We start from the raw sequence: 26,148 nt of genomic DNA, 5'->3' as shown, positions 1-26,148 counted from the left end.
GGATTAGGGGGAATTATGAAAAGTCTAACCATTGTAGGTGCTGGCTTGGCCGGTACTTTATTGGCGCTTTACATGGCCAAACGTGGATATGAGGTAGAAGTATATGAAGCCAGAAATGATATCCGCACCATGCCTGATGATGGCGGCCGTTCTATCAATCTTGCTTTATCCTGCCGAGGAATTACCAGTTTGGCAGTCATGGAACTTATGGATGAAGTCAAGAAGATTATGGTTCCCATGCGTGCTCGGGCTATTCACGAATTGAATAATAAAATTATATACCAGCCATTTGGCCGCAGTGAAAATGAATACATCAATGCTATTTTACGCAGCGAATTGAATAGCTTGCTGCTGAATAAAACTGACACTTATCCCAACATCAAGCTTCATTTCAATATGAAATTAAGTGATCTTTTCTTGCATGAGAAGACATTGTTTTTTCAAGATGCTTCCGGTAATGCACACAAGGTTGCCTATCAGCATTTAATTGGAGCGGATGGTGCGGCATCCATCGTGCGTGAGGCATTAAAAAAAGCCGGAGTTATTGATTCTCGACGAGAATTTTTAAAACATGGATACAAAGAATTGTCGATAAGCCGCACGCATGGCGTGCATATGGCTCGTGAACATTTGCATTTATGGCCTCGGGATTCCTTCATGCTGCTTGGTAACCCCAACTGTGATGATTCAATTACGGGCTCTTTATTTTTACCGCAAGAAGGGGAGTATAGTTTTGCAACACTAAAAGATGAAAAATCGTTACTTGATTTTTTCAAAAGGATCTTTCCCGATGTGGTGGATGCAATGCCAAATTTGGTAGGCGAATTTTTTACTCATCCCACGGGTAATTTAAGTACAGTGCAATGTGCCCCTTGGTATTATCGTGATCACTGTTTGTTAATCGGGGACGCAGCTCATGGCATAGTCCCATTTTTCGGCCAGGGGATGAATTCGGCTTTTGAAGATTGCCGTATTTTTAATGAATTCTTAGAAAAATATGAAGATAATTGGGAAAAAGTGTTGCCGGAATTTTATGCTGCACGCAAGCGGAGTACTGATGCCGTAGCTGCCATGTCCATGGATAATTATCAGGAAATTCAACATAATATTCGTGATGAAAAATTTAACTTAAAAAAACAAGTGGAGCATGAGCTTATGCGCCGCTATCCTGACCGCTATGTTTCAAAACACGTCATGGTCATGTTTTCGAATATCCCATATGAAACGGCTTATGCTTACGGCGAGGTGCAAGCCGCTTTTCTAAATGACCTGTGTAAAGATGCTCATACTATTGATGAAATCGACTGGAAAATGGTTGATAAAGAAATCGCTAAATACGACAAAAAATTGACGGATTTAAAGTTAAAATAGAAAAAATATGGTATCCAGGCAATTTGCATAGCCAAAAAATTGTCGTTTAGTTTGAAAAACAATCACCAAATCTTTTTAAAAACTGCAAAAAGGCCAAATTTTAATTAAATAGACGTTTTATTGGCCTAAATAGTTGGCATGATTTGTGCAAGGAATAAATTGTCTAGTTAATTATGCCTTGGAGGCAATCATGAAAACGATACAATCTTATCTTGAATCCAAACAACAAGAATTTATGGAACATCCTTTTTTTAAAACATTAGGTCAATTGAACAGCTTGGAAGAAATCGGTTATTTTGTACCTGAGCTTACTTTTTGGGCTATGACATTCCAGGATATATTGCGCTTAAACGAAGAACGGGTTACTGATCCCTATTTGAAAAAAGTAGCTCGTCACCACCGTTTGGAAGATTCAGGCCATGAAAAATGGTTTCTGCAGGATAAAAAATATATGGCAAGCATGAGCAAAGATAAATCATGCAACAAGGATAATGTGGCTTGGTTGTATAGCAAAGAGTCACAAATTACTCGCGATGCAGCTTATGCTATTCTTGGTGAGCTTTATAAAATTGACGATGAAATTTTGAATATCGTGTTATTGCTTACTCTGGAATCTTCAGGACATGTATTTTTCGAGAAAGTAGCAAAGCAAGTACAAAAAACGGGTGAAGATAAAAATCTAAAATATTTTTCCAGCTCGCACTTAGAGGTAGAAATGGCACATGCGCTCTTTGAAGATGAAATGGAGAAGAAATTATTCGCTCGGAGCTTGCCGATTAATCTGCGCCGCAAGGCATTAAAATTAATCGACCGTTGTTACGAAGCATTTAACCGTATGTTCGATGGTTTGATTATCGCCTGCAATAATCGTCTGGCACTTGCACAACAAAGGAAACAACAACATGCAGCCAATGCAGTGGAGTATACAGAAGATCAAGCAATGTGAGGAAGAAACCGGGCAAGCGTTGCTTAGCGATAAGTCAACGCTTGCTGTTTTTAATCACGATTTCAGCGGTTTGGTTTCAGGAGAAGCAACCGCTGTTTTTAAACCCCGCAATTTAACTGCATTACAACGATTTTTAAATTTCTCGCATCGGCATAAACTTCCGCTCACCATCCGTGCCAATGGCCTTAGCCAATCAGGACAATCCCTCGCCCCCAAGGGTGCAATAAGCGTTGACATCAGCCAATTAAATCCTGTCGTACAATGGCAAGGTGATGAGCTGACAGCAGGCTGCAGCGCTTCTTTTAACGACATTGCAGTAAAAAGCCTTGAGCGTAACAAGTTGCCGCAGGTGTATCCGTATAATATGAACCTCACCGCAGGGGGCGTTTTATCTGTAGGTGGCATTGGTTCATCGACTTTTAAAAAAGGAGTTGTTAGCGCGCACATTGACGCATTAAATGTAATAACGGCGGCAGGCGAATTATTAGCTTGCAGCCCGCATAATCATAAAGATTTATTCAATGCTGCGCTTGCTGGGGCAGGGTTATTTGGCATCATTTATGATGCCAAAATAAAACTGCGTACTTGCAAGCCGCATGTGACTACTTATACCTTGCTTTACGATGATTACACGTCCTGGATAGCTGATCAATTTCAGCTGAAGTCTTATTGCGATTACCTGGAAGCATTCATTACAGTACAAAATAAAGAGAAAAAGAAATTCACATGCCATACCATCATTGGAATTGAGCACGACAATGAGCCTGTGGATGCCACGTTTCTTAATATGCTACGGCATCGGCAAGTCGCCGAAAGCAGTACCAAAACTCTTTCAGAGTACATGCATCGTCACGATAGGCGTTTGAATTTAATGAAAGAAACAGGGAACTGGCAAGAGCTACACCCCTGGTATGAGTGTTACATTGACAGCAATTTATTAATGGCAAATCTTAATAAGATTCTGGAGATATTGAGTCCTGACTTGGGTGATCTTTATCACATATTCCCAGTAGCGCCGATTAAGCCGCCTTACTTTATGTTGCCCAATCAAGAAAAAATAGTTACGTTTAATGTTTTGACGCCGGGTTTAAAAAAAGAAAATGCAGAGAAAGCTATAAAGAGCATTTTGAAAGTTGATGAAATTTTATTAAGACTGGGAGGTAAACGTTACATTTCCGGCTGGTTTAATGCAACAAAAGATGGGGGATATTGGGCAAGGCATTATGAAGACTACCTGCAAGAAAGACAAAATACAAAGGCTAAGTATGATCCTCACCATATTTTTCGCTCCTGTTTATTCCCGGAGTAAATAATAATATGGTGTTTGCAGATATCAAATCCTGGCTAGCGCGTCCGGCTTTTCCTATTATACTTTGTGCCATTTTAGGGATGTTAATTGTATGGCAAATCATCGCCGGGGTACGCACTTTTTCGGCTATTTATAAGCCTGTGCCAGTTGTTCAGGTTGCCTCAATGCGTAATAACGCGATTACAGAAGCTTCCGCACAAGATGTGCGCGCGTCATTATTTGGCGAGTATGTTCCTGAAAATCTGGATGATGCTCATATAAAACAATCCATGCTAAATTTGACGATTGTAGGAATCATTTTTGCCGAGGATGAACGGCATTCCCAGGTAATTATTCGCACAGCAAGTGGCCAAGAGCAAGTTTATGGCATTGGGGATGCAATACCAGGCGGTGTCATTATTAAGCGTATTACTTCGGAAGGAGTTGTTGTAAGACATGATGGCACTTTGGAGAGTTTAAGTTTACCCAAAAATGAATTAATCTTTGAGCCACCTTCCGAGCCCTTAATTAAGGAATAGACGTATGAATTTCAAAAAAGCCAATGCTGTTATCGGTCGCAGCATGATTATTGCAATATTTACCTTATTTTTATTGAGTCTAAGCGGTTGTTCTATTACGCAAATAAATTTAAGAGAAGGCATCCGCAGTTTTCAGGTCCAGGATTATCGTCAAGCATTCATCAGGCTAAAGCCTGAGGCAGAAAAAGGAAATGCGGATGCACAGTATGCAGTGGGGTATATGTATTATTATGGCCAAGGAGTAGTGGAGGATAGGAAAAGAGCGTTTTACTGGATTAAATGCGCAGCTAAGGCAGGGCAGCCCGATGCAATTTCTGCAATGAAAATCTTGGCCCCCTGACGACAATCTTTTCGTGCAATATGCATATGCACATTGCACGATGCGAAGTTACCTACTAAAAATTATAAAGCGTGGACGATAAGCGATACGATATAAGAGAAATAAATCAGCAATAACAAGCCGCCATGCCAGCGAGTGATTTTGCTTTTTTCCCGGTAATTAAGCCATAAAAGCAAGGCGGTTACTACGAACAATACCGGTATATCCCGCCATAAAATGGCATGGCTAATCGCAGAAGGGTTAATAATACTGGGGAAAGCCATAACGACTAACAATATAAACATGTTTGAGCCCAGGATATTACCTACTGCAATGTCATCCTGTCCTCTAATTGCCGCCACGATGGAAGTTACAGCTTGGGGTAAACTGGTAGCAAACGCTACAACAGTTAAGCCAATGATGAGTTCACTAATCCCGAACAAGGAAGCTAATTCAACAGCACTTTTCACAAGATAACTGGCGCTAAGAGGAAGAAAAATCAGACCAAATATAAGACTCATTATGTGTATTTTTACTGAGCGTTTTGGGTTGATTAATTGTTTAAATTCTCTGGCATAGGCATCGTTTCCCGAACGTTTGGCCAGGATCAGCAAATAGCCTATCAGAGCCACACTGCCCAGTAATAATAAACATCCATCCAAAATGCCCAAGTAGCCATCGATCATCAGCGAATAGATAAACAACATCGATAAAAATAATAAGGGATATTCGCGCCGCAATACCGAAGAACGCAGTTTTAAGGGGCGAATTAAAATCGTTGCCCCAAGAACCAAGCCAATATTGGCAATATTAGAGCCTATGGCATTACCCAGCGCCAAATCATTTTCACCCTCCAGGGCAGCGGCAATCCCCACCATGATTTCAGGCGCTGAGGTTCCCAGGGCGACCAAAGTAAGCCCCACGATTAAGGGTGAAACACGGTAATAATTGGCAATACCCGCCGCACCAATTACCAGATGGTTGGCAGCCCAGATAAGGCCAATAAAACTTAAAATTAAGGTAACAATAATACTCATGGCACTTCCAAATGTGTGGATTTATATCATACGTGATTCTTGTCTTATCTCAATATGGTTAGGGTGTTTTCGTAGGGGGAGCAAAGAGTAATCCTTATATTATTAAGCCAAATTACAATGATGGCTCCAAGAGAATATCGCAGAGCCGTCGTTGGTACCTGGATGGTTCGGTTTTAAATGGGCAACTCCACGATGACTCACATAAGTCGAGCAGATTCAAACCATATTACAACATCCAAACCACAGAAAAGAGCTGAAAACTATCCTTATTTTCAACCTCCCTCTGCTCCAGATATGGTTATTACAAAGATGAAAAGGGTAAACCCGCTTTCAAGCCTAAAGGCCTACTTTAGCTAAGTGCCTGGAACAATGATGCAGCATTCCCTGTGACTAAAGAGGCCGTGTGCAACTATAAACAAAATGATTCATGAGGAAATTGTTAAACTGGAACAGTTATTAAATGAAAATTTGGCTAAATGGTTACAACTCTATGTCGACAGCCCAGAATTCATGGCAAATTATACCATTGAACGCTCTATAAAACTTATTTCAGAAGCAACTTTCTGGTCAGTCAAGCTTGGTTTAGAGCCGTATTTAGCTACTAGGAGTTATGCAGAGATTAGAGATTTTAAGCCAGTATTGGAAAGCATCTCAAAACTAACAGAATATGGAAAATTACTTGCAGTGGTTGTGGATCATTAGCAAAACCCGTTATGCTATGAAGTTCCTTATGCTCTAGGGCAAGCGGCTTTTGGTGTTTATATGCATAACAAATTCATATGAAAAAAATGAAAGCAGAAGAATCTATATATGAGCAGGGCGAGCAACTATCTTCTCTGAAATTTTAACTATAAAAAATCTTCCAAGCTATTAAACATTTCCTTTCGAGAATAAACTCTCAAATTGTATAATTTAGACTCTACACCAATTACAGAGTCCATGTTAAGGTGTGCTGCGATCGAATAGAGGCGTTTAGGTGAATAGATGAGTAGGTGCGGGGTAGAAGTAACTATATTTAATGCATAAAGTTCCGCCCGCTTGTGCTTTAGCATATTAACAACCGCAATTGATATAACCCGCTAACCTTTCGTAAAATCAATATAAGCAAGCTGCGAGCTGTTTAACAACTAACGCGTTTTCACCTCGATTACTCATACTGCCAAAAGTTTACTTTCCTCGATCTCACATTCGTTACTTATTTGCCCTATATTTAATTTAAAGAATGAGTGTATGCTTTTAGCGCTCGCAGATTTATTACTGAATACTTGAAATTTAAATTTTGACTCACTTGATAAGCTTTCGACTGTTATTTCATGGTTCTCAGGGCTATAAGTAGCATATAAATCTTCAATGGTACAATTTGTTTGTTCTAAGTACCCTTCCAGAGTTAATAATTTGTTTGTTAAAGTCTCTATACCGTCTAGGGCAAGAACCTGTTGATGATCCAACCTTGAAATCACACTTGAAATAAGATGCGCTGCGACGATGATAGGAATTAGCAATAACGTAAGAACTAGGGAGACGAGATTTATAACCGATATTAATCCTATTGTGAGCAATGCTAAAGGGAAAAAAGCGAGATTCGTCGGAATAGAATCGATTTCGCTAAGAATATCCGTCATCTTAATCATGATTGGGGTGATAAAAAGCGTGCACCAATCGATTAATCCTACATGTCTCGTATTTTTTCGTGTGTCTCCAGCAAATACAGTACCCACATCGGAAATTTTTTGTATTAGGCTCGTTCTAAGAAATCTAGAAAATGGATATTGTTTACTTTCTATTAAATGTGAAAAAGGTGAAAAAAATTCAAAATATGTGGTCATATATTATATATTTGTGCAAAATTTAATCATTTTATCCGGATTTTAATAATGTGTCAACAAGCTCATCATTGCTTATTCAAACGAATAAATCGCTACTTTTGATCCACCCTACGAAGTTAAAATTAAAAAAATATATTTAATGGGGTATCACATGCCCTATTAAGCATGCAAGCAACCAACGCGTCATGGCAATCCTCTAATCCTTATTTTTGTAGAATTCCTGGTTAGCAAAAGGCCAGATCATCTTTTAGGAGGATGTTCTTGGAAATTTGAAGCTCCATTGAACAGTTATATTTGGGTACAATTGCTAAGGATGCAGAAAAATGTACAGACAATAACGAATGTAAAACATTCGAGTTTTGTGGAATGAGTTATAATTCCTCGACATCCCCGGGTGAAAAATTACCATGCATTGCGGAAAAGCACTGGTATTTTGCACAGCGAATGCGATTTGTGCTGATCTTGAAAATAATACAAACGAGTTTCCATGCACCACTCCAGTACAGTACTGATTTGTGGGATTGCAGTAAGGGAGATTTGGCTCAATCCTGTTATAATGTCTCAGCTTCAACTTGTTGCGGGTGCGTGAATTGGAATACAGTTTCGGGGGTAATTGTTCTTTATCCGCTTACTTCTCTTTGTATAGGCACTAATCCTATCTGGCAGGCAAATTCTCAAAATCGGATTGAGTGGTTAAAGCGCGGCTGTCCGCTTATCCTTATTCCTATGATGACAAGCCTAGCACCTTTACGATGCTTGGGTGATGAAATAAGTAATCTTAATCGGTAAGATAACTATTGGCTTATTTTTTAAAGTATTATTTGGCGATAATCATCTCTATTGGCGATGAGATGTCTACCGCCTAAACTAATAGCCGTAAATTTGGCCTTCTGAGTAAATTGCCACACACGATAACAATTACATACCGCAAGAAGGAGTACGACTGAACCCTTGGATTAATCGTTCATTTTCTTCTATCTCTTGGTTCATGGAGGCAATAAATTGATCAATTTTACTCTCATTTCCGCTTTTTTGATTATGTGAATTATTTTGCTTGGAAAAAATTTCCTCTGAGACGAAGTGACAAAAACGACTGGTTGCTTCTGAAAATATTTTTTGATTTCTCCAAATCTTGTTCTGTCAGCTGGGGTTGGTTTGGGAAGGCTTTCTCCGGATTATTTCTATAAATCCTTCGCCAGTTATACAGATTATTTTCTGCCACTCCTAGCTCTCTCGCTACTTGTCTTAATGGCTTATTACTTTGCTCTAGAAAATGAACCTCCCCGTGGCAAGCCACGGGGTATCAGAGGAGGCGTAACTGCTTCGTTTCCGACTCCTTACCCTGATTTTTTACATAACGCTCAACCACCTTCCAGTCCCCGCGTTCACCTACCGTCGAAACGTAATATCCATCAGACCAAAACTCCCCACCCCACAGTTCTTTCTTTAGTAATGGATACTGCTTAAATAACTCACGTGCAGTGATACTTTTAAATTTCCTCACAACTTCACCAATGCTGTATTTTGGATGAAATGAGCAAAGAATATGAATGTGATTTTTATCGCAGCCCAGTTGCTCAAAGTCGATCTCATATCGCTCACCTATCTCAACCGCAATAGATTTTATGGCTGATGTGATCTCGTCGCTCAACAATGACTTCCGATATTTCACGGGAAATACAATATGATAATGCGTCTGGTACACGCAGTGGCTTGCCCGTTTGAGGGTCATACGCAATAGTTTGACTCGAAAACCTATGGTTTTCAAACTTTCCTATTAAGGAACCGCGGCAAGCCGCGGGGAATACTAGTTCAATTGCTTTAACTTTGAACTCTTTTGTGTAGATACTTCTGACCATTGCTACTCCTTGTTGATGAGATTATATCTCTTAAACAAGGTGTACGGCTAATCGAGGAGGGATCAGTTACTGGTGCTGACAGTCAAGGTAGAGCGGTGAGTGGCCATCTAGATAACGGTCCTATTATTTATCCTTCTAAACCAAAAGAATCATTAAATGTTGCTTCAAATGGAAAAAAGAATAAATCAACTCTAGCAAAATAATCTTACAGCAGAATTAAATATTTGCGTTCGTGAGGGTTTAAATTAGAATATTTAAATTCTCACAAAATTTTCTTAGTGATCTTTCATTCGGCTAAAAAATTAGGATCAAACCTCTGACCTAGATAGTTTTATGCTCATTCAAAATAGAAATGATAATTTTTTGTCGTTTCTTACTTAACAAATTATAACCTTTAATGAGATCAGCCAATCATCAGAATCAGCATAAAAATAAGCGACAGGAAGTCGGAGTACCTCGGTAATCCCCCAACAAATTAACTGGTGTCAAAAAGTAGAATTTTCTCATAATCCAGGTCAGAGGAGATTCTGCATGAAAAGATCGAAATTCACAGACAGTCAAATATTGTCGATATTAAAACAGGCTGAAAATGGAAGTCCTGTCACAGAACTTTGCCGTGAACATGTCATCAGCACCGCCACATTTTACAAATGGCGCGCTAAATTTGCTGGGATGGATGCGTCCATGATGTCGCGTTTAAAAGAGCTGGAAGATAAAAACAGACGTCTGAAAAAGATGTACGCGGAAGAACGGCTGAAAGCAGAGAGACTCAAAGAGGCCATCGAAAAAAAGTGATAACACCGTCGCGCCGGAGGGAGATGGCGCAAAAGGCGGATAAGGATAAGCCCATTTCTATACGATTGTCCTGTTCGGAATCAGTGAAACCTGTTACCGCTATCAGCCTAAATGGTAATCCCCCCATTTTTAACTGACGTTAAAAATGGGGGGATTACCCTAACAGAATTTCATGAATCAGGGAGTTCAAATCGTCGTACCGTTTAGATTGAAGGATAATGGCTGTTTCCATGTTTCATCTTTTTCTTCGTCTTGCGTCATAACGATTATTGAACGACCATCAGTAAGAGTTGTTGTAATATGCCCAGCTCCTTTTAAATCGTTAGCAAATAATACATCACCAGGTCTAAATACACGCTTTTCTCCACCACTAGCCTCAACTTCTACCTCACCTTCTAAGTAAATAATAAATTGAGGCTGAGGTGCATTATGCCAATCAAATCTATTGCCAGCTTTAAATATTCTAAATTTCATGCCAGCAGCTGGAAATTTTTTTGAATATGAACCTAAGGGTTCTTCACTTCCTATGCCTGGATCTTCGTCTTTAAAATAAGACTTATTATCTGGACCTGAAAAAAGAGTCACAAATTTATTCATTTATATCCTGAATTTTGTTGCTTTAACTCCGTTACCTGTAATAGAACCGCCAGTAGTTTATCTTTAATTTTTATAAATAATTAATTTTTTAGAAGTTAAAGAATGTTAAGGAGCCTCACCAAACTCTCGATAATAACAAATTGGTTAACAGTAAATACCATTTGGCTTATTATCTAACCCTATTCAAATAAATTTTAATCGTAAAAGCTAAAAGCACCTAAACAAATTGCCTGGTGATTAATTCCCTCCGTGCTTTGGCTGATATTTGCTGCTTATTTCAAGGTAATTATTGCATTAAAGAATTAAAGGGATGAACATGGATATCCTAATTGCAGGGGCTTCTGGGTTAATTGGTACGGCACTCGTCAATCATTTGTCAAAAAATCACAATATTACCGTGCTGGGCCGCAGCCTGGATAAATTAGAGCATATATTTTCAAACGATATTAATAAATTAATTTGGAAAAACTTAAATAATCACGATGCTACCCAATACGACCTCGTTGTCAATTTATCAGGCTCTAATATTGGAGCTAAACGGTGGAACCCAACTGTAAAAAAAGAACTCGTTGAATCGCGTACTTTAACTAACCAGCAACTTATTGCATGGTTAATCAACCATCATGCCAAACCTCGTTTTTATTGTGCCAATGCGATTGGAATTTATGGGGCACAAAAATACGGTCTGGAGTCCTTTGATGAGGAGACTCTTCTCCCATCATCTTCTGACAATTTTTTACAACATATAGGACTTCTTTGGGAACAATCTCTTGGGACTGCTGTTGAGGCAGGCATCCCAGTAACGACCCTACGATTTGGCGTTGTGTTAAAGCAAGGGGCAGGGATGCTTAAAAAATTAGAGCTGCCATTTCGTTTAGGCTTAGGGAGCGTTGTAGGGAATGGTGAGCAAATGCTATCGTGGATTCATTACACGGATTTGGTTAATGCAATTGATTTTCTGATTGAGCATCCAGATGTAACCGGTGCGGTCAATATGACTGCGCCCTATCCCATAGCACAAAAAGAATTTGCGAAAGCACTTGCAAGAGTACTTAAAAGACCGCTACTCATTAGAATGCCGGATTGGCTTATTCAGGCTTTGTTCGGTGAAATGGGCGAGTATTTATTACTCAGAGGACAAAAAGTCATCCCTAAACGCCTAACCGAGCTTAAATTTAAATTCACATACCCAACCGTAGATATGGCACTTGATGAAGAATATAAAATCTAGGGATAACAAAATAAGATAAAAGGCGTTATGCACCATATGGACGATGCTATGCGCCAATATTTGCCCAATTCTTTATTAGCGGTAATTTGTCCAGGAGTAGGCAAGCGTACATTCCTGCTTGCAAATCTTTCAATTAAGACTCTCTTTTTGGCGGCTTATTAGCTTATAAAAAAGATTAATCATTTCCATTTGTTCTATATTTTTTGCTTCTGTCTCCAAAAGCGTGGGACTGTAAACTACAATTGCCAAGCACTTGGCTCGAGAAATTGCAACGTTTATGCGATTTTTATTAAATAAAAAAGTGACTCCTCGTGGAGATTCGTTTGCATTGCTTGCACACATGCTTAAAAAAACGATAGGCGCTTCTTGTCCCTGAAATTTATCTACACTCCCTACTTTGGCTTGTGGACCCAGGGATTGCTGTAATTTATTGACCTGGTGGTTATAGGGAGCCACAAATAACATGTCATCCCAAGTAATGCATCGTTTGACAGCATTATCCGTGTATTCCCTGTTTATTAATTCATGAGCTAGAAAGTGAATCTGCGCAACTTCCTCATCGCTCGCCTGCAGATTTCCATCATGCATTACCGGAACCGCAATTATTCCAGCGTCTACATTTAATATACCCTGGTAATTAGCAGGCACTTTGATGCAGCGTTTGGCATTTCCAGGCGCTGCTTCCAACTTACTTTCGTAAATGGCTTCGCTGATAAATTCATTAATCTTAGGGTGCATGCGATAAGTAGTACCTAGAAAGATCCCACGATTTTCAGGAATTGCAGGCGTATGGTATAAAAGATAATCAAGAATAGAATAGCCGCTTTCTTCTGGGTGACTACCTTGGCACGGTTGCGCCAATTGCATTTGATCACCCATTAAAATAATGTTTTTAGTAGACTGGCTCATTGCAATAAAATTGGCCACACTTACCTGCCCTGCTTCATCAATAAAAAGATAATCAAAAGCATCTGCTAATTCAATTCTCGAAAAACCCCATGCCGTTGTACCAATAACGCATGCAGGTTGTATGTGTTCAGTAATTTCCTTATTTTCAATAACTTCTATTGAGAGTTCTTGTACCTTTTCATCTTTATCACCCGCACAGGCAAAGTACCCCTTTATACTGTTCTCCAAACAATACTCCACGGTACAACACAATAAATGATTGATAGCTTTGTGGCTGTTTGAAGTAATGCCTACTTTTTTTCCTAATCGAACTAACTCAGCAATAATGTGTTTTGCGGTATAGGTTTTACCTGACCCCGGCGGGCCTTGTATGGGAAGATAACTATTGTCTAAATTTTTTACTACCTCAATGATTTCTTCTAGCCGCTCTTTAGGATCATGACTAGGAGCAATAGCATAACCTTTAATGAGGTTTCTAATCCTAGGAAAATCGCGTTTTAAAAAATCATAAATTGCGCTGTTATGTAAGTCTTTTTTTTCAAATCGAAGCGCTTGTCTGTAAATGGCTTGCGGAATAGGGTCTGGATTGACATACTCATCCGGGATTAATGTAATAGGCTCCCTAATTTCTTCCTTCATTTTCAAAGCGATTAAACCTTCCTTTAAATTACTCCCTTCTTTATATAAAGTTACTTTCAAGTTTTTACCATCTTCCGTTTCTTTACCCAGAACTCTGTAGTGTTCGGCTTTCCCTTTAAACTCTTGATTGGCGTCAAATACATATTCAAAAACATACAAACGTGAACGTTTGCTAGGCAAATAGGGTTCGGTTTCGGTACGTTTACAAAAAGCCAGACAATCGATATCGTCAAAAAGCTCTTCTTCACTTTTATCCAAGCGATCAAAAACCTTCCAAGAGGCAGGTTTAGTTTCCCGACGGTGGAACTCAAGGCACCAGGCAAAAAGTCTTGCCATAGCGGCTTCTTCAATTTCCTTACTGAGGTACAAATCTTCTGATTTTTTTAATAGGCGGTTTCTCAAAGCAATTACAGCAGCAGCTTCTTCTTTAGCTTCAAGTTCCACTATTTCGGTTTTACCCAGATATGAAATGCCTGCTTCTTTTTGTCTTTCTCTTAACCATCCTGCCAATTCTTGGGTCGAATTACAATCATCTATATTGTAGTCACGAATTGATTTGAGAATTTGCGATGTTTGCCAATTTTCCCCGTCTGGGTTCTCGCGCCAATGTTCGTAAACCGCTACAGAATCGCTTCCACTAGCTACCTTTGTTTCACGTTGAGCGCGGTAAATGTGTTCAACATTCTTGATAGAGTAGCGAGGCTCTCCAATGAGTAGAGCTGTTTTCACGATTTTATACAAATCAACAAAGACTTCGTTACGCAATAACTGATCTATTTCATGTTCACAGACTCCATAACGTCCCATCAGGCGACGGCAAACACTTACTTCATAAGGCCCGTAATGATAGATATGCATGCCGGGATCATTTAACCAACGTTGATAAACCCAATGAATAAATTTCTCACAGCTCTTTTTTTCATCTTCTGGATGGTGCGCCCAAAGATCTTTATATTGGCGAGCCCCATGCTCATCAATGTAGGTAGCACCCCACAGATACTCTAATCCCCCTTCAAATAATGGGTCGCCTTCAATATCAAAAAAAACATCGTTAAGAGAGGACGGTGGCAAAAGAGCAAGCCCGGTTTTGCTCCCTTCTTCATGAGATAGAATTTGATAGAGGGGTATTATTTTGTCCTGACTTTCACGTTGAATCCTTGCTTGGGCAATGAGCTTTTGCAATACATCCTGGCTTATACCTCTTATTGGTTTGTCTTCTGCTGCTATTAATTCTTTAGTGGTGGTTATGCCATTTTTATATAATTTTTTTATTTGCGTACGTTTTATATTCGCAACTAAAGTTAAATGGTCTAATTTTTTTTGCAATTTTTTAGCATAATTGCTCCATTTCCCATAGCTGGAAGAAGTAAGAAGGTCAGGCCTTTTGTGAACATCAAACTCGGTATGAAATTGTAGGAATCGTCTTTTGTTAATTAGATAGTAGTAAAAATAATCATTAGTTCGCAGGTGTAGTTCTTCGCCCGTACCTATAGAGACCACGATATTATCAGGTTTTCTGCCTTGAATTTGCGCTAGCATTTCCGCGTAACAGCAAAGCTGTACGATAAATGATACTTTAACCCTGCGTGCAAGTTTGGTATCCCAAACTTCATAATAAAAGTCACCCAGCTTACTCTTACCTTCTTTCTTAATCAAAAAATCAGCCCGGCCTTTAAAGGGTAATATTGCCAAGGGTGCCTGATATATTACATCAGCGCCTGAATACATGGCTTTAATTGCATCCTCTACCGTGTGATTGGCAGTCAATCTGACTATATTAAATCCCTGCTCTTCAAACAGTAGCAATTTTTCAAGCTCATGTGTTTCACCTTCTTTTTTTAATACTGCCAGAAGGGGATCATCTTCATCAGGATTTGGGGCTAATTCAGGATTAGTGATTAGCAAATGCTCCAGCCAAGAGGCAAATGGACTTTGAATGAACAAAGTCAGATCAGAGGGAGAGAAAATGATGCTTCCTGTTTCGTGATACATTTCAAAACACCCAAAAGAGCAAATAAATTTAATTATGCTCTGCTCTACGGGAAAGAAAAGCGGAACTGTTATATTCTGGGAATTAACTGTGCAGGTGACTCTTCATTTGGGGTAATAAAGTGCAATTAAAATCTGCCCTAAATTGCACTAATAAACCTAAAACTTTAGATGCATTTTGATGAGAAAATAAATGATGGATTGCCTCCAACACAGCCGGAAAAGTCCCTTTTGGTTGTGGGTTGCTAATTGAGGAAAAAATTATTATTTAGATCTCTTTACCAGTGCTTGTCAATAAACCGACAATTACAAAATCAAATATAAATTACTGCTTTAGCAGTAATTTAGTTTTTTTAAGCTATTTAAATACCTGATTTCTTCAAAAAATATAATTAATTACCGCCATAACAGTAAAATAACCTCGATTTTAACTATAAAATAACTTTTTTCCCTTTAATTTCACTGTTATTACTGCTATAACAGTAATAAATGTATTTTAGGATGTAAAATGGCTCCCGGTGAGATCGCAAAGATGATCTATTATTACCGCAAACAAAGTGGGTTATCGCAACGAGAACTCGCCAAACTGGCTGGTGTAGGCAAAACCGTTATATTCGATGTTGAAAAAGGTAAAGAAACCATACAATTAAATACATTATTAAAAATACTCGATGTTTTGAATATCCGCGTAAAATTTGAAACGCCTTTTCCAGCACCAACGGATAATAATATATGAGAAAAGCAAGCGTATTGGTTAATGGGGTTAAGGCTGGGATATTAAAAGAATTAAACGGTGGGAAATATCAATTTATTTATTTTGATGATTATCACGGAGCACCAGTTTCTCTTACCATGCCATTAACAAACACGGTTTACGATTTCGATAAATTTCCTCCATTCTTTGAAGGCTTATTACCAGAGGGTATTCTGCTTGAAGCGCTATTACGAAAATATAAAATCGATAGAAATGATTACTTTGGTCAATTGATAACAGTTGGCCATGACGTCATAGGCTCAGTGACTATTGAGGAAGTAGAATGAAACGCTGTCTTATTACCTATGACATCATAAGCGATCAGGAAAACTATTCACAACGTGGATTACGCTTGCTTTCGCCTCAATTAAAAAAACTTAATCCATTAGAATTAAGTGCTGGGGAACAAAGGCAAGAAGCACTCGATCGTGTAGGAAAAATGTCAATTCAAGGTGTACAAAAGAAATTAAGTGCACAATTAAAAGTCAAGGCAGGTTGTTTTGAAATCGTTGATCAAAATGGTCATTATATTTTAAAACCACAAAGTGAAATTTATGCAGAATTGCCAGAAAATGAAGCCATTACTATGTCCCTTGCAAAAACCGTTGGCCTTGAAGTGCCAGTCCATGGTTTAGTGTATTCCAAAGACAACAGTATGACTTACTTCATTAAACGATTTGACCGCATCGGCCATAATAAAAAATTAGCAGTAGAAGATTTTGCACAGCTATCAGGCGAAGATCGCCATACAAAATACAAAAGCTCTATGGAAAAAGTGATCGTTGTAATAAAAGAATTTTGCACCTTCCCGAAGATTGAATTCGTGAAATTATTCAAATTAACTCTATTTAACTTCTTAATCGGCAATGAAGACATGCATTTAAAAAATTTTTCCCTGATTACAAAGGATAAAAAAATTTCTCTATCACCTGCATATGACTTACTTAACTCAACTATTGTCCAAAAAAAACCAAAAGAAGAAATAGCTTTGCCTTTAAGAGGCAGAAAAAATAATTTAACGAAACATGATTTTTTTAAATATTTTGCCGTTGAACAACTCGCATTAAACCCCAAAATTATTGATGAAATCTTACATGAATTCAGGCAAGCAATACCGCGGTGGCGCCAACTGATTGGTTTCAGCTATTTATCTCGACCAATGCAAGAAAAATATCTTCAATTGTTACATGAACGTTGCACGCGATTAGATTTTAATTAGGCTAGCCCGGCTGTGGCCATTCTGTATGGCACAGGTAATAACTTGCTGAGAAATGTCCTCTACTCCTCCCCCTGATGATTCTTTCTAATATTCTGGATCGCATCGCTAAAAGATGCTGCCAATATGCCAGTAGGCATGGCAATTACACCAATCCCTGTAATGGCGGTAATTGCACCGAATAATTTGCCTAAAGGCGTAACAGGATAAACATCACCATAACCGACGGTGGTCAGTGTCGCGATCGCCCACCACATCGCTCTCGGTATACTTCCAAAATGCTCTGGCTGTATCCCTCCTTCAATGATGTATAAAATTGAGGAAGATAAAACCAATGCAAATAATCCTATAGCGAAACTGATTATCAACTCAAACCGCCTCAGGTAAACAGCATGGGCTATATTTTGCATGGCAACGGTATAGCGCCCTAACTTTGCAATTCTTAAGATACGAAACAACCTCGCTAATCTTAGGATAAATCCCTCAGTGCCCACGATGGTAAGAAAAATTAATAATACCGTTAAAAGATCTAAAATAGCTGCTGGAGATAACATATAGGCTAATCGGGTTTTATATTTGGGGTTTTCTATACTCACCCAAACCCGTGCCAAGTATTCAATTGTAAAAAAGAAGGTAAATACCCATTCGGAATCTAAAAATATCCACTCATGGCCTTGGTAAACTGAAGGTTCCGTTTCAATGATAGCCAGTAACAGCGAACAAATGATAATAGAGACAATTAGCTTATTAACGGCAGATAAGCCTGGCGCTAGCCTTAAGGCCGGATCTAGCCATACTGCAACTTGCCGTCTTAGGGACATGCGTTCATCCTGAAATAAATAAGTTTTAACATAATAAATTACACTGGCAAAGTTTGAATCTACAAGAAAAGCCTAAAGGAATAAATACAGCATCATATTAACTACCGTGCGGCTCACCTATTATAAATTCAACATTTCCACGGCTAGAATAAATATAATGCATGCCCCGATGAGATTAAAAATTGCTGATAAGCGTTTTGGTATCTTATTGGCTATGCGCATGCCAACTATGGTTGATGCAAATGCCCATCCGCCTATGGAAATTAAATAAGGCCATAGTGGTTTGTTAGAAATTCCCAAACTCACTCCTACAGCAAGTGCATCCAAACTGGTTGCAACTGCAACGATTAACAGTTTGATAAAGCCATGGAATTTAATAGTGGGAATGTCGCTGTGTCTGTTTTTCCATTCGATAAAACCTTCGTAAACCATGTGGAGGGAAACCATCAGCAATAATAGAAACGCAATCCAATGATCAATAGTGCTAAATTGGGAAATAATTTTCCCACCCGTAATGGCTCCTACAAAAGTAGCAATTAACTCTGCCCCTCCTGATAAAGCAGCAAATTTAAAGGCATCTCTTGTTTTATGAGGCTTAAGCCCCATGGCTATGGCGGCTGAGAAGGAATCTGCACTTAAGACCAACCCCAATAAAATGGGTTCAACAATGCTCATTTTAAAATAATAAAAAATATATCGAACGATATTCTAACTAATCCCTCATAAAAACTATATTTGTTTAATGTCTGTCTTTTACCATCCGCTGTGAATTCATACTTGCAGGCTACCATAAAGCAACAAAAAGATATTTATCACGCAAATAAGTCATTTTATATTCAAAATGGTCAAACAATGAAACATATGCTATATCTAAAACTATAATAATTTTTTCCAAAGCCAATATGCCTATTCCTTATTTACAGCGTAATGGGGTAAAAATTGCTCCCTTCAAAAACCCTGAAATAGAACCATATGGTGCTTTTGCCAATACTACGGAACCCGGGGAACATCCTATTGATCAAACGGTTATACTGGGTGGAAAAAATACAACGCTGCATTGGCCATCCTCAGAACATGCCTTCCATGCGCAAAAAATCATTTATTTAAAAGAGCAGTTAGGCCAAAATCATCCGGCACAAGCCACTCTGACGAAGATGGTGAAAGAGATTGAATCTACCAATAAAGTCTTTATGCCGCGCGACGATTATGACCCTTTGGTAAGAGCTTATTTACCCGAACTCCGTAAACACGGTCTTAATGTGTCCGATAAACAAAGTTTCGATAAACTTTGCGGCGCTGATTATCATGCAGTCCATAATCCAAACGGCGAGAGAAAAACACTTGATTTTATGAGAACGGTGGTGCAACTGAAGCTGGCTCAAAACCCTGAATTGCGTGAAAAAGCAATTGAGTGTGCGAAAAATGGAATTATGCCGGTAGAAGTGAGCCGCTATGATGTAAATTGGGCTTCCGGGGATAACGGTAAAGGACAAAATATGTTAGGTGTTATTATCTTGGAAGAAGGAAATAAACTACTTGCCCAGCAAGGTGGTACGCCTGCAATCCCAAACCCGGCCCAAGCTTATCGCTCTATTCAGCAAAACCAGGACTTATCTCACAATGCCTTGGCTCCCTTGCTTTCACCTACGAGTAAAAATTGGGTTATTCCAAATGCAATGCCGTCGATGTCCGAGCTCCCGTCCAATAGATTTCATGCTTTTGAATTTGATGAAGTTGTTAAAAATCTCCCTTCCAGAGTTGAGCTTGAAACTACACTCAGGAAGGGAAAGGTACCTTTACTGGATAGAGAACACACTATTCTGGATGCGTATATACGCAGTAATTCAAATCAGTATAAAAATGAAGCTGCTGAAATTATCCCGCAATACGCCGTAAAAAACGTCATGAATGATTTTAATACCCAGGTGAATGTTAAAGCAGTAGAGAACAGCCGCGCTGGTACGCAAGGCCATGATAATCATGCAATCAAGGTTACTTTTGCTTCACAAAAAGAAGCAGAAGCTTTTTGTCAAAAATTACATAAGGAACATGGAATTCACAGCCACACTTTTGGGGCTGGGGTGAGTAAAACTGCGCAAAACGGCTCAGTTTATTTAACCAAGCAAGACTTGGAAAAACTGACTCAGGATTCCAAACTTTGCAAACAATCAGGGGCAGGAGCACTGGTATACGAAAGCCACGTTAAAGCCTATCAGCAACATGACCAGCAAAATCTTAAAGAGGCTGTGCCCTCCCTGCAATCCATGCGCCCAAGCTAAAGAAGCTTTAGTGTTTTTAAAATGAAAACGGCTCTATCTTCAACTGACATTTTTGGCACCTCCACCAACTCATACTGCCAATGAGCATAAGCCTCTCTTAGAGCTCGATAAGTTTCTAAACTTTCAGCAAAATCCTGCTGGCGCTCTGCATCATTTTCATAAATATCCCACCAGGGAGGAAAAATAAAAACGGTTTTATTATATCTAAATTGAGATATGGCTTCATTGACGATGAGATCTTCTTTCTTGCAGAAAGCCTTAGCATAAGCATATAAATCCGGGATGCCGCGATCAAAAAATACAGCAGTTTCTTCGTCTTGCATCTTTTGAAAATCCCGAATGGCATGCGTGAGCATTAAAGCAAGAAATGCATCGCGGTCACCCGTATGCAGGGCATTACCACCTATTACCTGCTGATCCTTGATAATAGAACGTGCTGCTTCCGCAGTGATCTTAAATTGATGCTGCCCTAATTGATCCAAGACAGAAGTTTTGCCAGAACCCGGACCGCCAGTAAGAATAAAAAAATTGGATTTTAAAATGGGTTTAACCATATTGAACTTTTACTCCTTACAAGTTATGTAAACAAATATGCCGCAATGCGCCTCTAGTTAAATTCGAACTTTGCAAATCATCACCGTATACTTAATTACAATGATGCAGCTGCAAAATATGTCTTTGCATGCTGCCTTACCAACCTCATAACATAAGATGCTGATTTATATGAATAATTATGAAAATTTAATAAAAAACTTATGTCCCTACAAAAAAATAGAACTCAATAATGAGAAAAATCTGCAATTTTTTCTAAACAAACACAGTACTAAAGAAGGCACGTGGGGTTATTTGGAATTAAAAAAAGGCGAGGTTGATTTTATTTTTTTGGATGGGAATGGTAAGGAACTATCGCGCCGCTCTTTGCATGAAGCACACCCCACGCTGCTTGTGCCACCTGCATGCTGGCACAAGCTTCTTCCGAAAGGCCCTGAATTGGATGCAACGCTTACGTTTTACTGTCAACCGCATCGATACTTCGAAAAAAAATACGGACTAGCTCCTCTTCATCATGATTTAAGATATGTACAGCAAACCTATCTGCAAAATAAAAAACAAATGACGATTTTGGATGTTGGGTGCGGTTCTGGGCGCAACCCTTTGTATTTTGCAATGGCAGGACACCACGTCACCGGCCTTGATAACAATAAACATGCTATACAAAATATCCAGTCTATTGCTGAAAAAGAACAATTATCAGCTATAAAGCTCAAACTTCATGATTTAAATTTCCCTCTTCCAAGTCTTGATGCAGTGTTTGATTTTATTTACTGCACAGTGACCTTGCAATTTTTAGATAAAACACGCATTAAGCCATTACTAACGCAACTGCAACAATATACGGCAGCGGGCGGGATGAATTTTTTCGTTTTTCCAGTGCAGGCAGAGCCCTATTCATACCCACATAGCTTTACCTACCTGCCGGAGCCAAAAGAGCTATATCATTTTTATCAAGATAGCGGTTGGTCCATTCTTGAATATCATGAAAAACCAGGACAATTGCATAAACTGGATGCAACCGGCAAACCAAAACAAGGGATGTTTGCCCTGCTGCTTGCACAGAAACATTTAGCAATTTAAATCATTTCGAGTCTATCATGAAAAAAAATCATAAGAACATTCAATTATACAGGGTCTATGAGCCACCTGCTGCAAAGCACGGACTATGGCTATTAGTAGACAGATTATGGCCACGCGGATTGAAAAAAAACGAGCTTTCTTTCGATGACTGGATAAAAGATATCGCCCCCAGCCCTAAACTTAGAAAATGGTTTAATCATGATCCCGCCAAGTGGGAAGAATTTGCAAAACACTACATCGATGAACTCAAAAAAAAGCCTGAATTGCTGGAAAGTATTTTGAAACAAGCAGGCAACTCGGAAATCTCACTATTTTATGCTGCAAAAGATACGCAATATAATCATGCACAAGTACTTAAAGCAGTTCTTGCATCCTGGCCCAAGTGGCCTGAAATAACACAGGCACCTGCTCCTTCACAGCAGTGAAGAGGAGTGCACGCAGCGCCATTTGATTATTCAAAAATATCCGCAAGCCAGTATTTTCGAGCACGTGTTGCTTTACTTGACTGATCCTATAAATACACGGGTTTATATCTGCGGCCCTAAAGAAACTACCAACAAATTAAAAACAAAGACATTCTTGCTGGCGTTTCATCGGCAAAGATATATAGCGATTCGTTTTTATAATATATCGGCAGAAATGTTTGCCAAAAATAGGCAACCGCCTATAAATTATAAAAAAGAAACAATGGGAAGAAAGATATGGATATCCTGGGTTTAATCAAGCAAAGACGCGCCGTACGTGCGTATTCTGGAAAAAAAGTGCATGAAAAAGATATAGAAAGTATCCTTAAAGCCGGTCAATATGCACCAAGCCCTTTAAATTCGCAGCCTTGGCATTTTACCCTGATCAAAAATAGGGAAAATCTGCGTGCGTTAGCTGAGAAAACCCGCCACGCCTCCTTTCTTAGCCATGCACAACTTTTAATACTGGTCACAGTCGATACAGAAATTAATATTGATCCATGGTTAAAACAACATAACCAGCATATTTACAGCGCTGCTGCAGCCATGCAGAACATGTGGCTAGCAGCGCAAGCTCTTGGGATCGGCTGTTGCTGGGTAACTCTTGATGATGTTTTTACCCGTGAGCGCATAGCACTTCCCAAAGAACACGCTCTTATTGGTGGACTGGCTTTGGGATATCCGCAAGAAAGGCTCAAACCGCACGCAGAAGAAGATAGAAAACCTTTATCCCAGTTAACATCCTTTGAGCAATTCAGTTTACAAAACTGTGAAACTGAAAGCTGTTTTACCTGCCTGAAACTCGTTCCCAAATCAGCGGCAAATTCTTTTGAGGGCGAAGGTTATGTTCGATATTTTTGCGGTAATGACTGCTATGCAGAATGGAGGAAACGAACTGAAAAATGGCTGGATGAAGAAAATTAGCATTCTATGTTTGCCACATAGCATTTATTGATGGTTTTAATATGGTTTTAGCGAAGGACGCAGCGAAGCTGCTTCTTCAATTTCTGCCGAAAAATCTTTTTTATCTTTAAGGCCATGTGCACTCAGTTCTGCCTCGGTATCGACAGGCCCTAAGTTAGCCTTTAAATTTTTTTCTACCTCAAGCGGCATGTCATTTGCATCGATGTTAAATTCAACACTGTCTTTTACCTGCATTTCACGCACAACGCCTTCGTTATATTCAACTGGCAAAGGCACATCATTAGGCACATTGGCTTCATTCTTTGTATGCAAGTTTTTTGCATGGTTAGTCATTAACTGAATTAATGCTTTTGGATAGGCAGGAATGCTCATAACAACTCAAATTTAATACACATGGTAAAATTATAGAACAAAATGAAAATAGATACTAGGGATCATAAAAAAATACAGCACAAGGCAGCAATACAATAAACATTGTCATCGTATAAGGTTATAGTACTTGCAATCGAGGTTTGGCGAGTATTGCATGGATTCAAAATTAACAAAACCCTTAATCCTCATAACAGGCGCAAGTTCTGGCATTGGTGCGAGCGCTGCGAGGCTATTCGCGCAAGTGGGTTTTCCACTGGGATTACTAGCGAGGAATATTCACGCTTTGCATGCATTAAATCTAAAAGAAAGCATCTGTATTGAAACCGATGTGACCGATTTTAATGCATTCCAGCGCGCAGTACAGCAAGCCGAAGAAAAGTATGGACCTGTTGATTGCCTGATTAACAATGCGGGATTTGGTAAAACAGGCGATTTCGATACTCTGACACAGCAAGAGCATGAACGCATGGTGCACGTGAATTTGCTGGGTGTGATTCATGGCATGGAAACTGTATTGCCTGGCATGAAATCGCGCCGCTCTGGTACTATTATCAACATCAGCTCACTGGCCGATCGGCACTCACGGCCGCAGCTGGCAACTTATGCCGCTAGCAAAGCCGCGGTAAAAAGCTTGAGTGAATCCTTAAGAGCAGCCTATGCAAAATTCGGCATTCGAATTTGCAATTTTTCGCCAGCGAAAGTGAAAACGCCTCTGTTAATGCAATCGAACTTGCACGATGAACAAGTTATTCCTGTTGACGAGATTGCAAAAATGCTGCTTTGGATTTATGAGCAACCAAAAAGTATTTGCATACGCGATATCGTCATTGCACCGACTTATTACGAAGCATGAAAGCAAGAACTTGCTGCAATCCTTCGCGAAAGGTTGGGTATTGCAATGTCACTTGCAACTCTTGCTTAATCTTACTGTTCGAAACCCGGCGATTATTGGCATAAAATTCCTTTTCCATTGGCGATAAACCAGCCTTCTCAAAAGCAAGCAAAGGCAGCGGCGGCTGATGCAGTAAATCAGCGGCATAAGCATCGACCAGATGCGAGGGGGCAGGTTCATCATCCGCCACATTATAGATTGAGAAAGGGCTTATGGCATGCATGGAGGCAATCAATATAGAAACTATGTCTTCCACATGAATTCTTGAAAATACCTGCCCTTTTTTAAAAATACTATAGGGTTTTCCGGCTCGTATTCTTTCCAGAGCACTTCTTCCCGGCCCATAAATTCCAGCTAATCTAAATATCTGCAATGGCAGCTGATTTTTCTCGGCAAACTGTATCCAGTCTTTTTCTGCATTGAGCCTTAAACGACCATGGCCACTTTGTGGGATACAGGGTGATCGTTCATCCACCCATTGCCCGTCATAATTTCCATAAACTCCAGTTGAAGAAAGATAACCTAACCATTGAATATTGCTGGAATAATGTGCAAGCAAACTTCCATACTTTGTTAAAACGCAATCCCCCCCCGCAGCGACCGGCGGGATGCAAACTAAAATATGAGTTGCCTGTGCCAAATATTTTTCTATATCCATCGCTGCAAAATCCAGCAATTGCCCCTCTAAGTTGGCGTCAAGGATCTTCTCCTGGCATCGGGTAGTTCCTGCAACTTCAAACCCCAAAGCATGCAGCTTTACCGCTAAACATTGTGCGGTGTAACCAAAACCAAAAATAAAAAATACCGGATGCATAACACTTGTTTCCAAATCATCGTTTCATCATTAAGGCGACAGCCGCCTCTTTAGCCAATTACAACCATGAAGCTCATATTCCCAAACATCGGACAATTCATCCAGACGATAGGCGTATAATACAAAGCGCCTGGGTTTCACAAAAACACCACAATAATCGGTACTGAAAGGAACCGGGTTATTTGAATATTTTTGCTCAAGTTGCAATTGTATGTTTTGCAGAATTTGTTTGTTGTCTATTGCTAATCCTGAGGAAGGGGCGTAACTGCAAAAACGCAATTGCGCCCACTTTGGATAAGTGTCCCAATAACGTTTATTATCTTCAATAGACAGCAACCCTGCTTCGCCTTCAATTATCACTTCTCTTTGGAAACGCTCAAACCAAAACGTGAGCGCTAATGCGCTGCAGGCATTGATTTCTGTAACTTTTTGCGTTCTTTTTTGAGTAAAGAAAATTATTTTATCTTCTTGTATGTCACGGATAGCCACAACACGTGCATGCGGTTTACCGGAAATATCTACAGTCGACAATACGGCATGTTGAGCATAATTTGCTCCGGCAACTTTTTCTTCCTCAAGCCATAATGATAATAAGTGAATTGGATGCACCATAAAACCAGCTTAAATACGCT

27 protein-coding genes and 1 pseudogene are annotated in these 26,148 nt (G+C 39.4%); 16 read left to right on the top strand and 12 right to left on the bottom strand.

Annotation, left to right across the window (positions count from 1 at the left end):
- The first annotated feature begins 15 nt into the window (after positions 1–15).
- The 5 genes from NKV53_RS04880 (at position 16) to NKV53_RS04860 (ending at position 4,484) form a co-directional block, all read left to right on the top strand.
- Positions 16–1,371, top strand: a complete 1,356-nt coding sequence (locus NKV53_RS04880) for an NAD(P)/FAD-dependent oxidoreductase (protein WP_253350793.1) — start codon at positions 16–18, stop codon at positions 1,369–1,371.
- A 190-nt stretch (positions 1,372–1,561) separates the two neighbouring features.
- A complete protein-coding gene (locus NKV53_RS04875; RefSeq protein ID WP_126954394.1) occupies positions 1,562–2,317 on the top strand; it encodes a hypothetical protein in 756 nt (251 codons plus the stop codon).
- Entirely contained in the window at positions 2,274–3,626 is a 1,353-nt protein-coding gene (locus tag NKV53_RS04870) for an FAD-binding protein (protein WP_253350792.1), read from the top strand. The genes NKV53_RS04875 and NKV53_RS04870 overlap by 44 nt, the downstream gene beginning before the upstream one ends.
- Before the next feature lie 8 nt (positions 3,627–3,634).
- Positions 3,635–4,144 carry a type II secretion system protein N gene (locus NKV53_RS04865; RefSeq protein WP_126954396.1) on the top strand — a complete coding sequence of 170 codons (510 nt, stop codon included), beginning with the start codon at positions 3,635–3,637 and terminating at the stop codon, positions 4,142–4,144.
- Positions 4,145–4,187: 43 nt separating this feature from the next.
- Entirely contained in the window at positions 4,188–4,484 is a 297-nt protein-coding gene (locus tag NKV53_RS04860) for a tetratricopeptide repeat protein (RefSeq protein ID WP_126954402.1), read from the top strand.
- A gap of 62 nt (positions 4,485–4,546) precedes the next feature.
- Here NKV53_RS04860 and NKV53_RS04855 read toward each other — a convergent pair whose 3' ends face one another.
- Positions 4,547–5,500 (bottom strand): calcium/sodium antiporter, encoded by a 954-nt coding sequence (locus NKV53_RS04855; RefSeq protein WP_126954397.1) that lies wholly within the window; start codon positions 5,498–5,500, stop codon positions 4,547–4,549.
- 420 nt (positions 5,501–5,920) lie between these two features.
- Here NKV53_RS04855 and NKV53_RS04850 point away from each other — a divergent pair, with 420 nt between their 5' ends.
- Positions 5,921–6,202 carry a hypothetical protein gene (locus NKV53_RS04850; RefSeq protein ID WP_126954398.1) on the top strand — a complete coding sequence of 94 codons (282 nt, stop codon included), beginning with the start codon at positions 5,921–5,923 and terminating at the stop codon, positions 6,200–6,202.
- 449 nt (positions 6,203–6,651) lie between these two features.
- On the opposite strand, the gene NKV53_RS04845 is transcribed toward NKV53_RS04850, so the two are convergent.
- From NKV53_RS04845 to tnpA, 3 genes are all read right to left on the bottom strand, one after another.
- The gene (locus tag NKV53_RS04845) at positions 6,652–7,326 is read right to left on the bottom strand and encodes a hypothetical protein (protein ID WP_127057200.1); all 675 of its coding nucleotides are present in this window, start codon (positions 7,324–7,326) and stop codon (positions 6,652–6,654) included.
- A 1,045-nt stretch (positions 7,327–8,371) separates the two neighbouring features.
- Positions 8,372–8,623: a transposase gene (locus NKV53_RS12025; protein WP_371923162.1), complete on the bottom strand. Its 252-nt coding sequence runs from the start codon at positions 8,621–8,623 to the stop codon at positions 8,372–8,374.
- Positions 8,624–8,629: 6 nt separating this feature from the next.
- Positions 8,630–9,058 carry an IS200/IS605 family transposase gene (gene tnpA / locus NKV53_RS04840; RefSeq protein ID WP_058529752.1) on the bottom strand — a complete coding sequence of 143 codons (429 nt, stop codon included), beginning with the start codon at positions 9,056–9,058 and terminating at the stop codon, positions 8,630–8,632.
- Positions 9,059–9,716: 658 nt separating this feature from the next.
- Between tnpA and NKV53_RS04835 the strand changes: the two are divergent.
- Positions 9,717–10,089, top strand: a pseudogene (locus NKV53_RS04835) (transposase); the annotation flags it as partial.
- Between the two features lie 77 nt (positions 10,090–10,166).
- On the opposite strand, the gene NKV53_RS04830 reads toward NKV53_RS04835, so the two are convergent.
- Positions 10,167–10,577 carry a hypothetical protein gene (locus tag NKV53_RS04830; protein WP_127033628.1) on the bottom strand — a complete coding sequence of 137 codons (411 nt, stop codon included), beginning with the start codon at positions 10,575–10,577 and terminating at the stop codon, positions 10,167–10,169.
- Positions 10,578–10,893: 316 nt separating this feature from the next.
- Between NKV53_RS04830 and NKV53_RS04825 the strand changes: the two genes are divergently transcribed.
- A complete protein-coding gene (locus NKV53_RS04825) occupies positions 10,894–11,808 on the top strand; it encodes a TIGR01777 family oxidoreductase (RefSeq protein ID WP_126954710.1) in 915 nt (304 codons plus the stop codon).
- Between the two features lie 129 nt (positions 11,809–11,937).
- Here NKV53_RS04825 and NKV53_RS04820 read toward each other — a convergent pair whose 3' ends face one another.
- A complete protein-coding gene (locus tag NKV53_RS04820; protein ID WP_253350790.1) occupies positions 11,938–15,348 on the bottom strand; it encodes a TM0106 family RecB-like putative nuclease in 3,411 nt (1,136 codons plus the stop codon).
- 505 nt (positions 15,349–15,853) lie between these two features.
- Between NKV53_RS04820 and NKV53_RS04815 the strand changes: the two genes are divergently transcribed.
- From NKV53_RS04815 to NKV53_RS04805, 3 genes are read left to right on the top strand one after another with little or no spacing between them, the layout of a single operon-like run.
- On the top strand, positions 15,854–16,081 hold the full coding sequence (locus NKV53_RS04815; RefSeq protein ID WP_253350788.1) for a helix-turn-helix transcriptional regulator: 228 nt from the start codon (positions 15,854–15,856) through the stop codon (positions 16,079–16,081).
- Positions 16,078–16,386 (top strand): HipA N-terminal domain-containing protein, encoded by a 309-nt coding sequence (locus NKV53_RS04810; protein ID WP_253350786.1) that lies wholly within the window; start codon positions 16,078–16,080, stop codon positions 16,384–16,386. Before NKV53_RS04815 ends, NKV53_RS04810 begins: the two co-directional genes overlap by 4 nt.
- Positions 16,383–17,318: a HipA domain-containing protein gene (locus tag NKV53_RS04805; RefSeq protein WP_253350784.1), complete on the top strand. Its 936-nt coding sequence runs from the start codon at positions 16,383–16,385 to the stop codon at positions 17,316–17,318. Before NKV53_RS04810 ends, NKV53_RS04805 begins: the two co-directional genes overlap by 4 nt.
- 59 nt (positions 17,319–17,377) lie before the next feature.
- Here the strand turns inward: NKV53_RS04805 and NKV53_RS04800 are convergent, their stop codons facing one another.
- Together NKV53_RS04800 and NKV53_RS04795 are read right to left on the bottom strand one after the other, a co-directional pair.
- The gene (locus NKV53_RS04800) at positions 17,378–18,136 is read right to left on the bottom strand and encodes an ion transporter (protein WP_126954705.1); all 759 of its coding nucleotides are present in this window, start codon (positions 18,134–18,136) and stop codon (positions 17,378–17,380) included.
- A 120-nt stretch (positions 18,137–18,256) separates the two neighbouring features.
- Positions 18,257–18,811: a manganese efflux pump gene (locus NKV53_RS04795; RefSeq protein WP_126954704.1), complete on the bottom strand. Its 555-nt coding sequence runs from the start codon at positions 18,809–18,811 to the stop codon at positions 18,257–18,259.
- A gap of 227 nt (positions 18,812–19,038) precedes the next feature.
- Here NKV53_RS04795 and NKV53_RS04790 point away from each other — a divergent pair, with 227 nt between their 5' ends.
- Complete coding sequence (locus NKV53_RS04790) at positions 19,039–20,415, top strand: NADAR family protein (protein WP_126954703.1); 1,377 nt, start codon at positions 19,039–19,041, stop codon at positions 20,413–20,415.
- Here NKV53_RS04790 and NKV53_RS04785 read toward each other — a convergent pair.
- A complete protein-coding gene (locus NKV53_RS04785; protein ID WP_127033648.1) occupies positions 20,412–20,969 on the bottom strand; it encodes an AAA family ATPase in 558 nt (185 codons plus the stop codon). The genes NKV53_RS04790 and NKV53_RS04785 overlap by 4 nt on opposite strands.
- Before the next feature lie 169 nt (positions 20,970–21,138).
- Between NKV53_RS04785 and tehB the strand changes: the two genes are divergently transcribed.
- The 3 genes from tehB (at position 21,139) to NKV53_RS04770 (ending at position 23,438) form a co-directional block, all read left to right on the top strand.
- Complete coding sequence (tehB, locus tag NKV53_RS04780) at positions 21,139–22,050, top strand: SAM-dependent methyltransferase TehB (protein WP_126954701.1); 912 nt, start codon at positions 21,139–21,141, stop codon at positions 22,048–22,050.
- 17 nt (positions 22,051–22,067) lie between these two features.
- Entirely contained in the window at positions 22,068–22,475 is a 408-nt protein-coding gene (locus NKV53_RS04775) for a DUF488 domain-containing protein (RefSeq protein WP_126954700.1), read from the top strand.
- Positions 22,476–22,751: 276 nt separating this feature from the next.
- Positions 22,752–23,438: a DUF3330 domain-containing protein gene (locus tag NKV53_RS04770; RefSeq protein WP_253350782.1), complete on the top strand. Its 687-nt coding sequence runs from the start codon at positions 22,752–22,754 to the stop codon at positions 23,436–23,438.
- Positions 23,439–23,474: 36 nt separating this feature from the next.
- Here the strand turns inward: NKV53_RS04770 and NKV53_RS04765 are convergent, their stop codons facing one another.
- On the bottom strand, positions 23,475–23,810 hold the full coding sequence (locus NKV53_RS04765; protein ID WP_127033441.1) for a hypothetical protein: 336 nt from the start codon (positions 23,808–23,810) through the stop codon (positions 23,475–23,477).
- 154 nt (positions 23,811–23,964) lie between these two features.
- On the opposite strand from NKV53_RS04765, the gene NKV53_RS04760 reads away from it, so the two are divergent.
- Complete coding sequence (locus NKV53_RS04760; RefSeq protein ID WP_253350780.1) at positions 23,965–24,663, top strand: SDR family oxidoreductase; 699 nt, start codon at positions 23,965–23,967, stop codon at positions 24,661–24,663.
- Here NKV53_RS04760 and NKV53_RS04755 read toward each other — a convergent pair.
- Together NKV53_RS04755 and NKV53_RS04750 are read right to left on the bottom strand one after the other, a co-directional pair.
- The gene (locus tag NKV53_RS04755) at positions 24,635–25,516 is read right to left on the bottom strand and encodes an SDR family oxidoreductase (protein ID WP_253350778.1); all 882 of its coding nucleotides are present in this window, start codon (positions 25,514–25,516) and stop codon (positions 24,635–24,637) included. The two genes, NKV53_RS04760 and NKV53_RS04755, sit on opposite strands and share 29 nt — an antisense overlap.
- 30 nt (positions 25,517–25,546) lie before the next feature.
- The gene (locus tag NKV53_RS04750) at positions 25,547–26,128 is read right to left on the bottom strand and encodes a pyridoxamine 5'-phosphate oxidase family protein (protein WP_253350776.1); all 582 of its coding nucleotides are present in this window, start codon (positions 26,126–26,128) and stop codon (positions 25,547–25,549) included.
- Positions 26,129–26,148 lie beyond the last annotated feature (20 nt).

It is taken from the genome of Legionella sp. 27cVA30, from assembly GCF_024160945.1.
GTDB classification, from domain to species: Bacteria; Pseudomonadota; Gammaproteobacteria; order Legionellales; family Legionellaceae; genus Legionella_A; species Legionella_A septentrionalis.
This window is presented reverse-complemented; position numbering and strand designations above follow the sequence as displayed.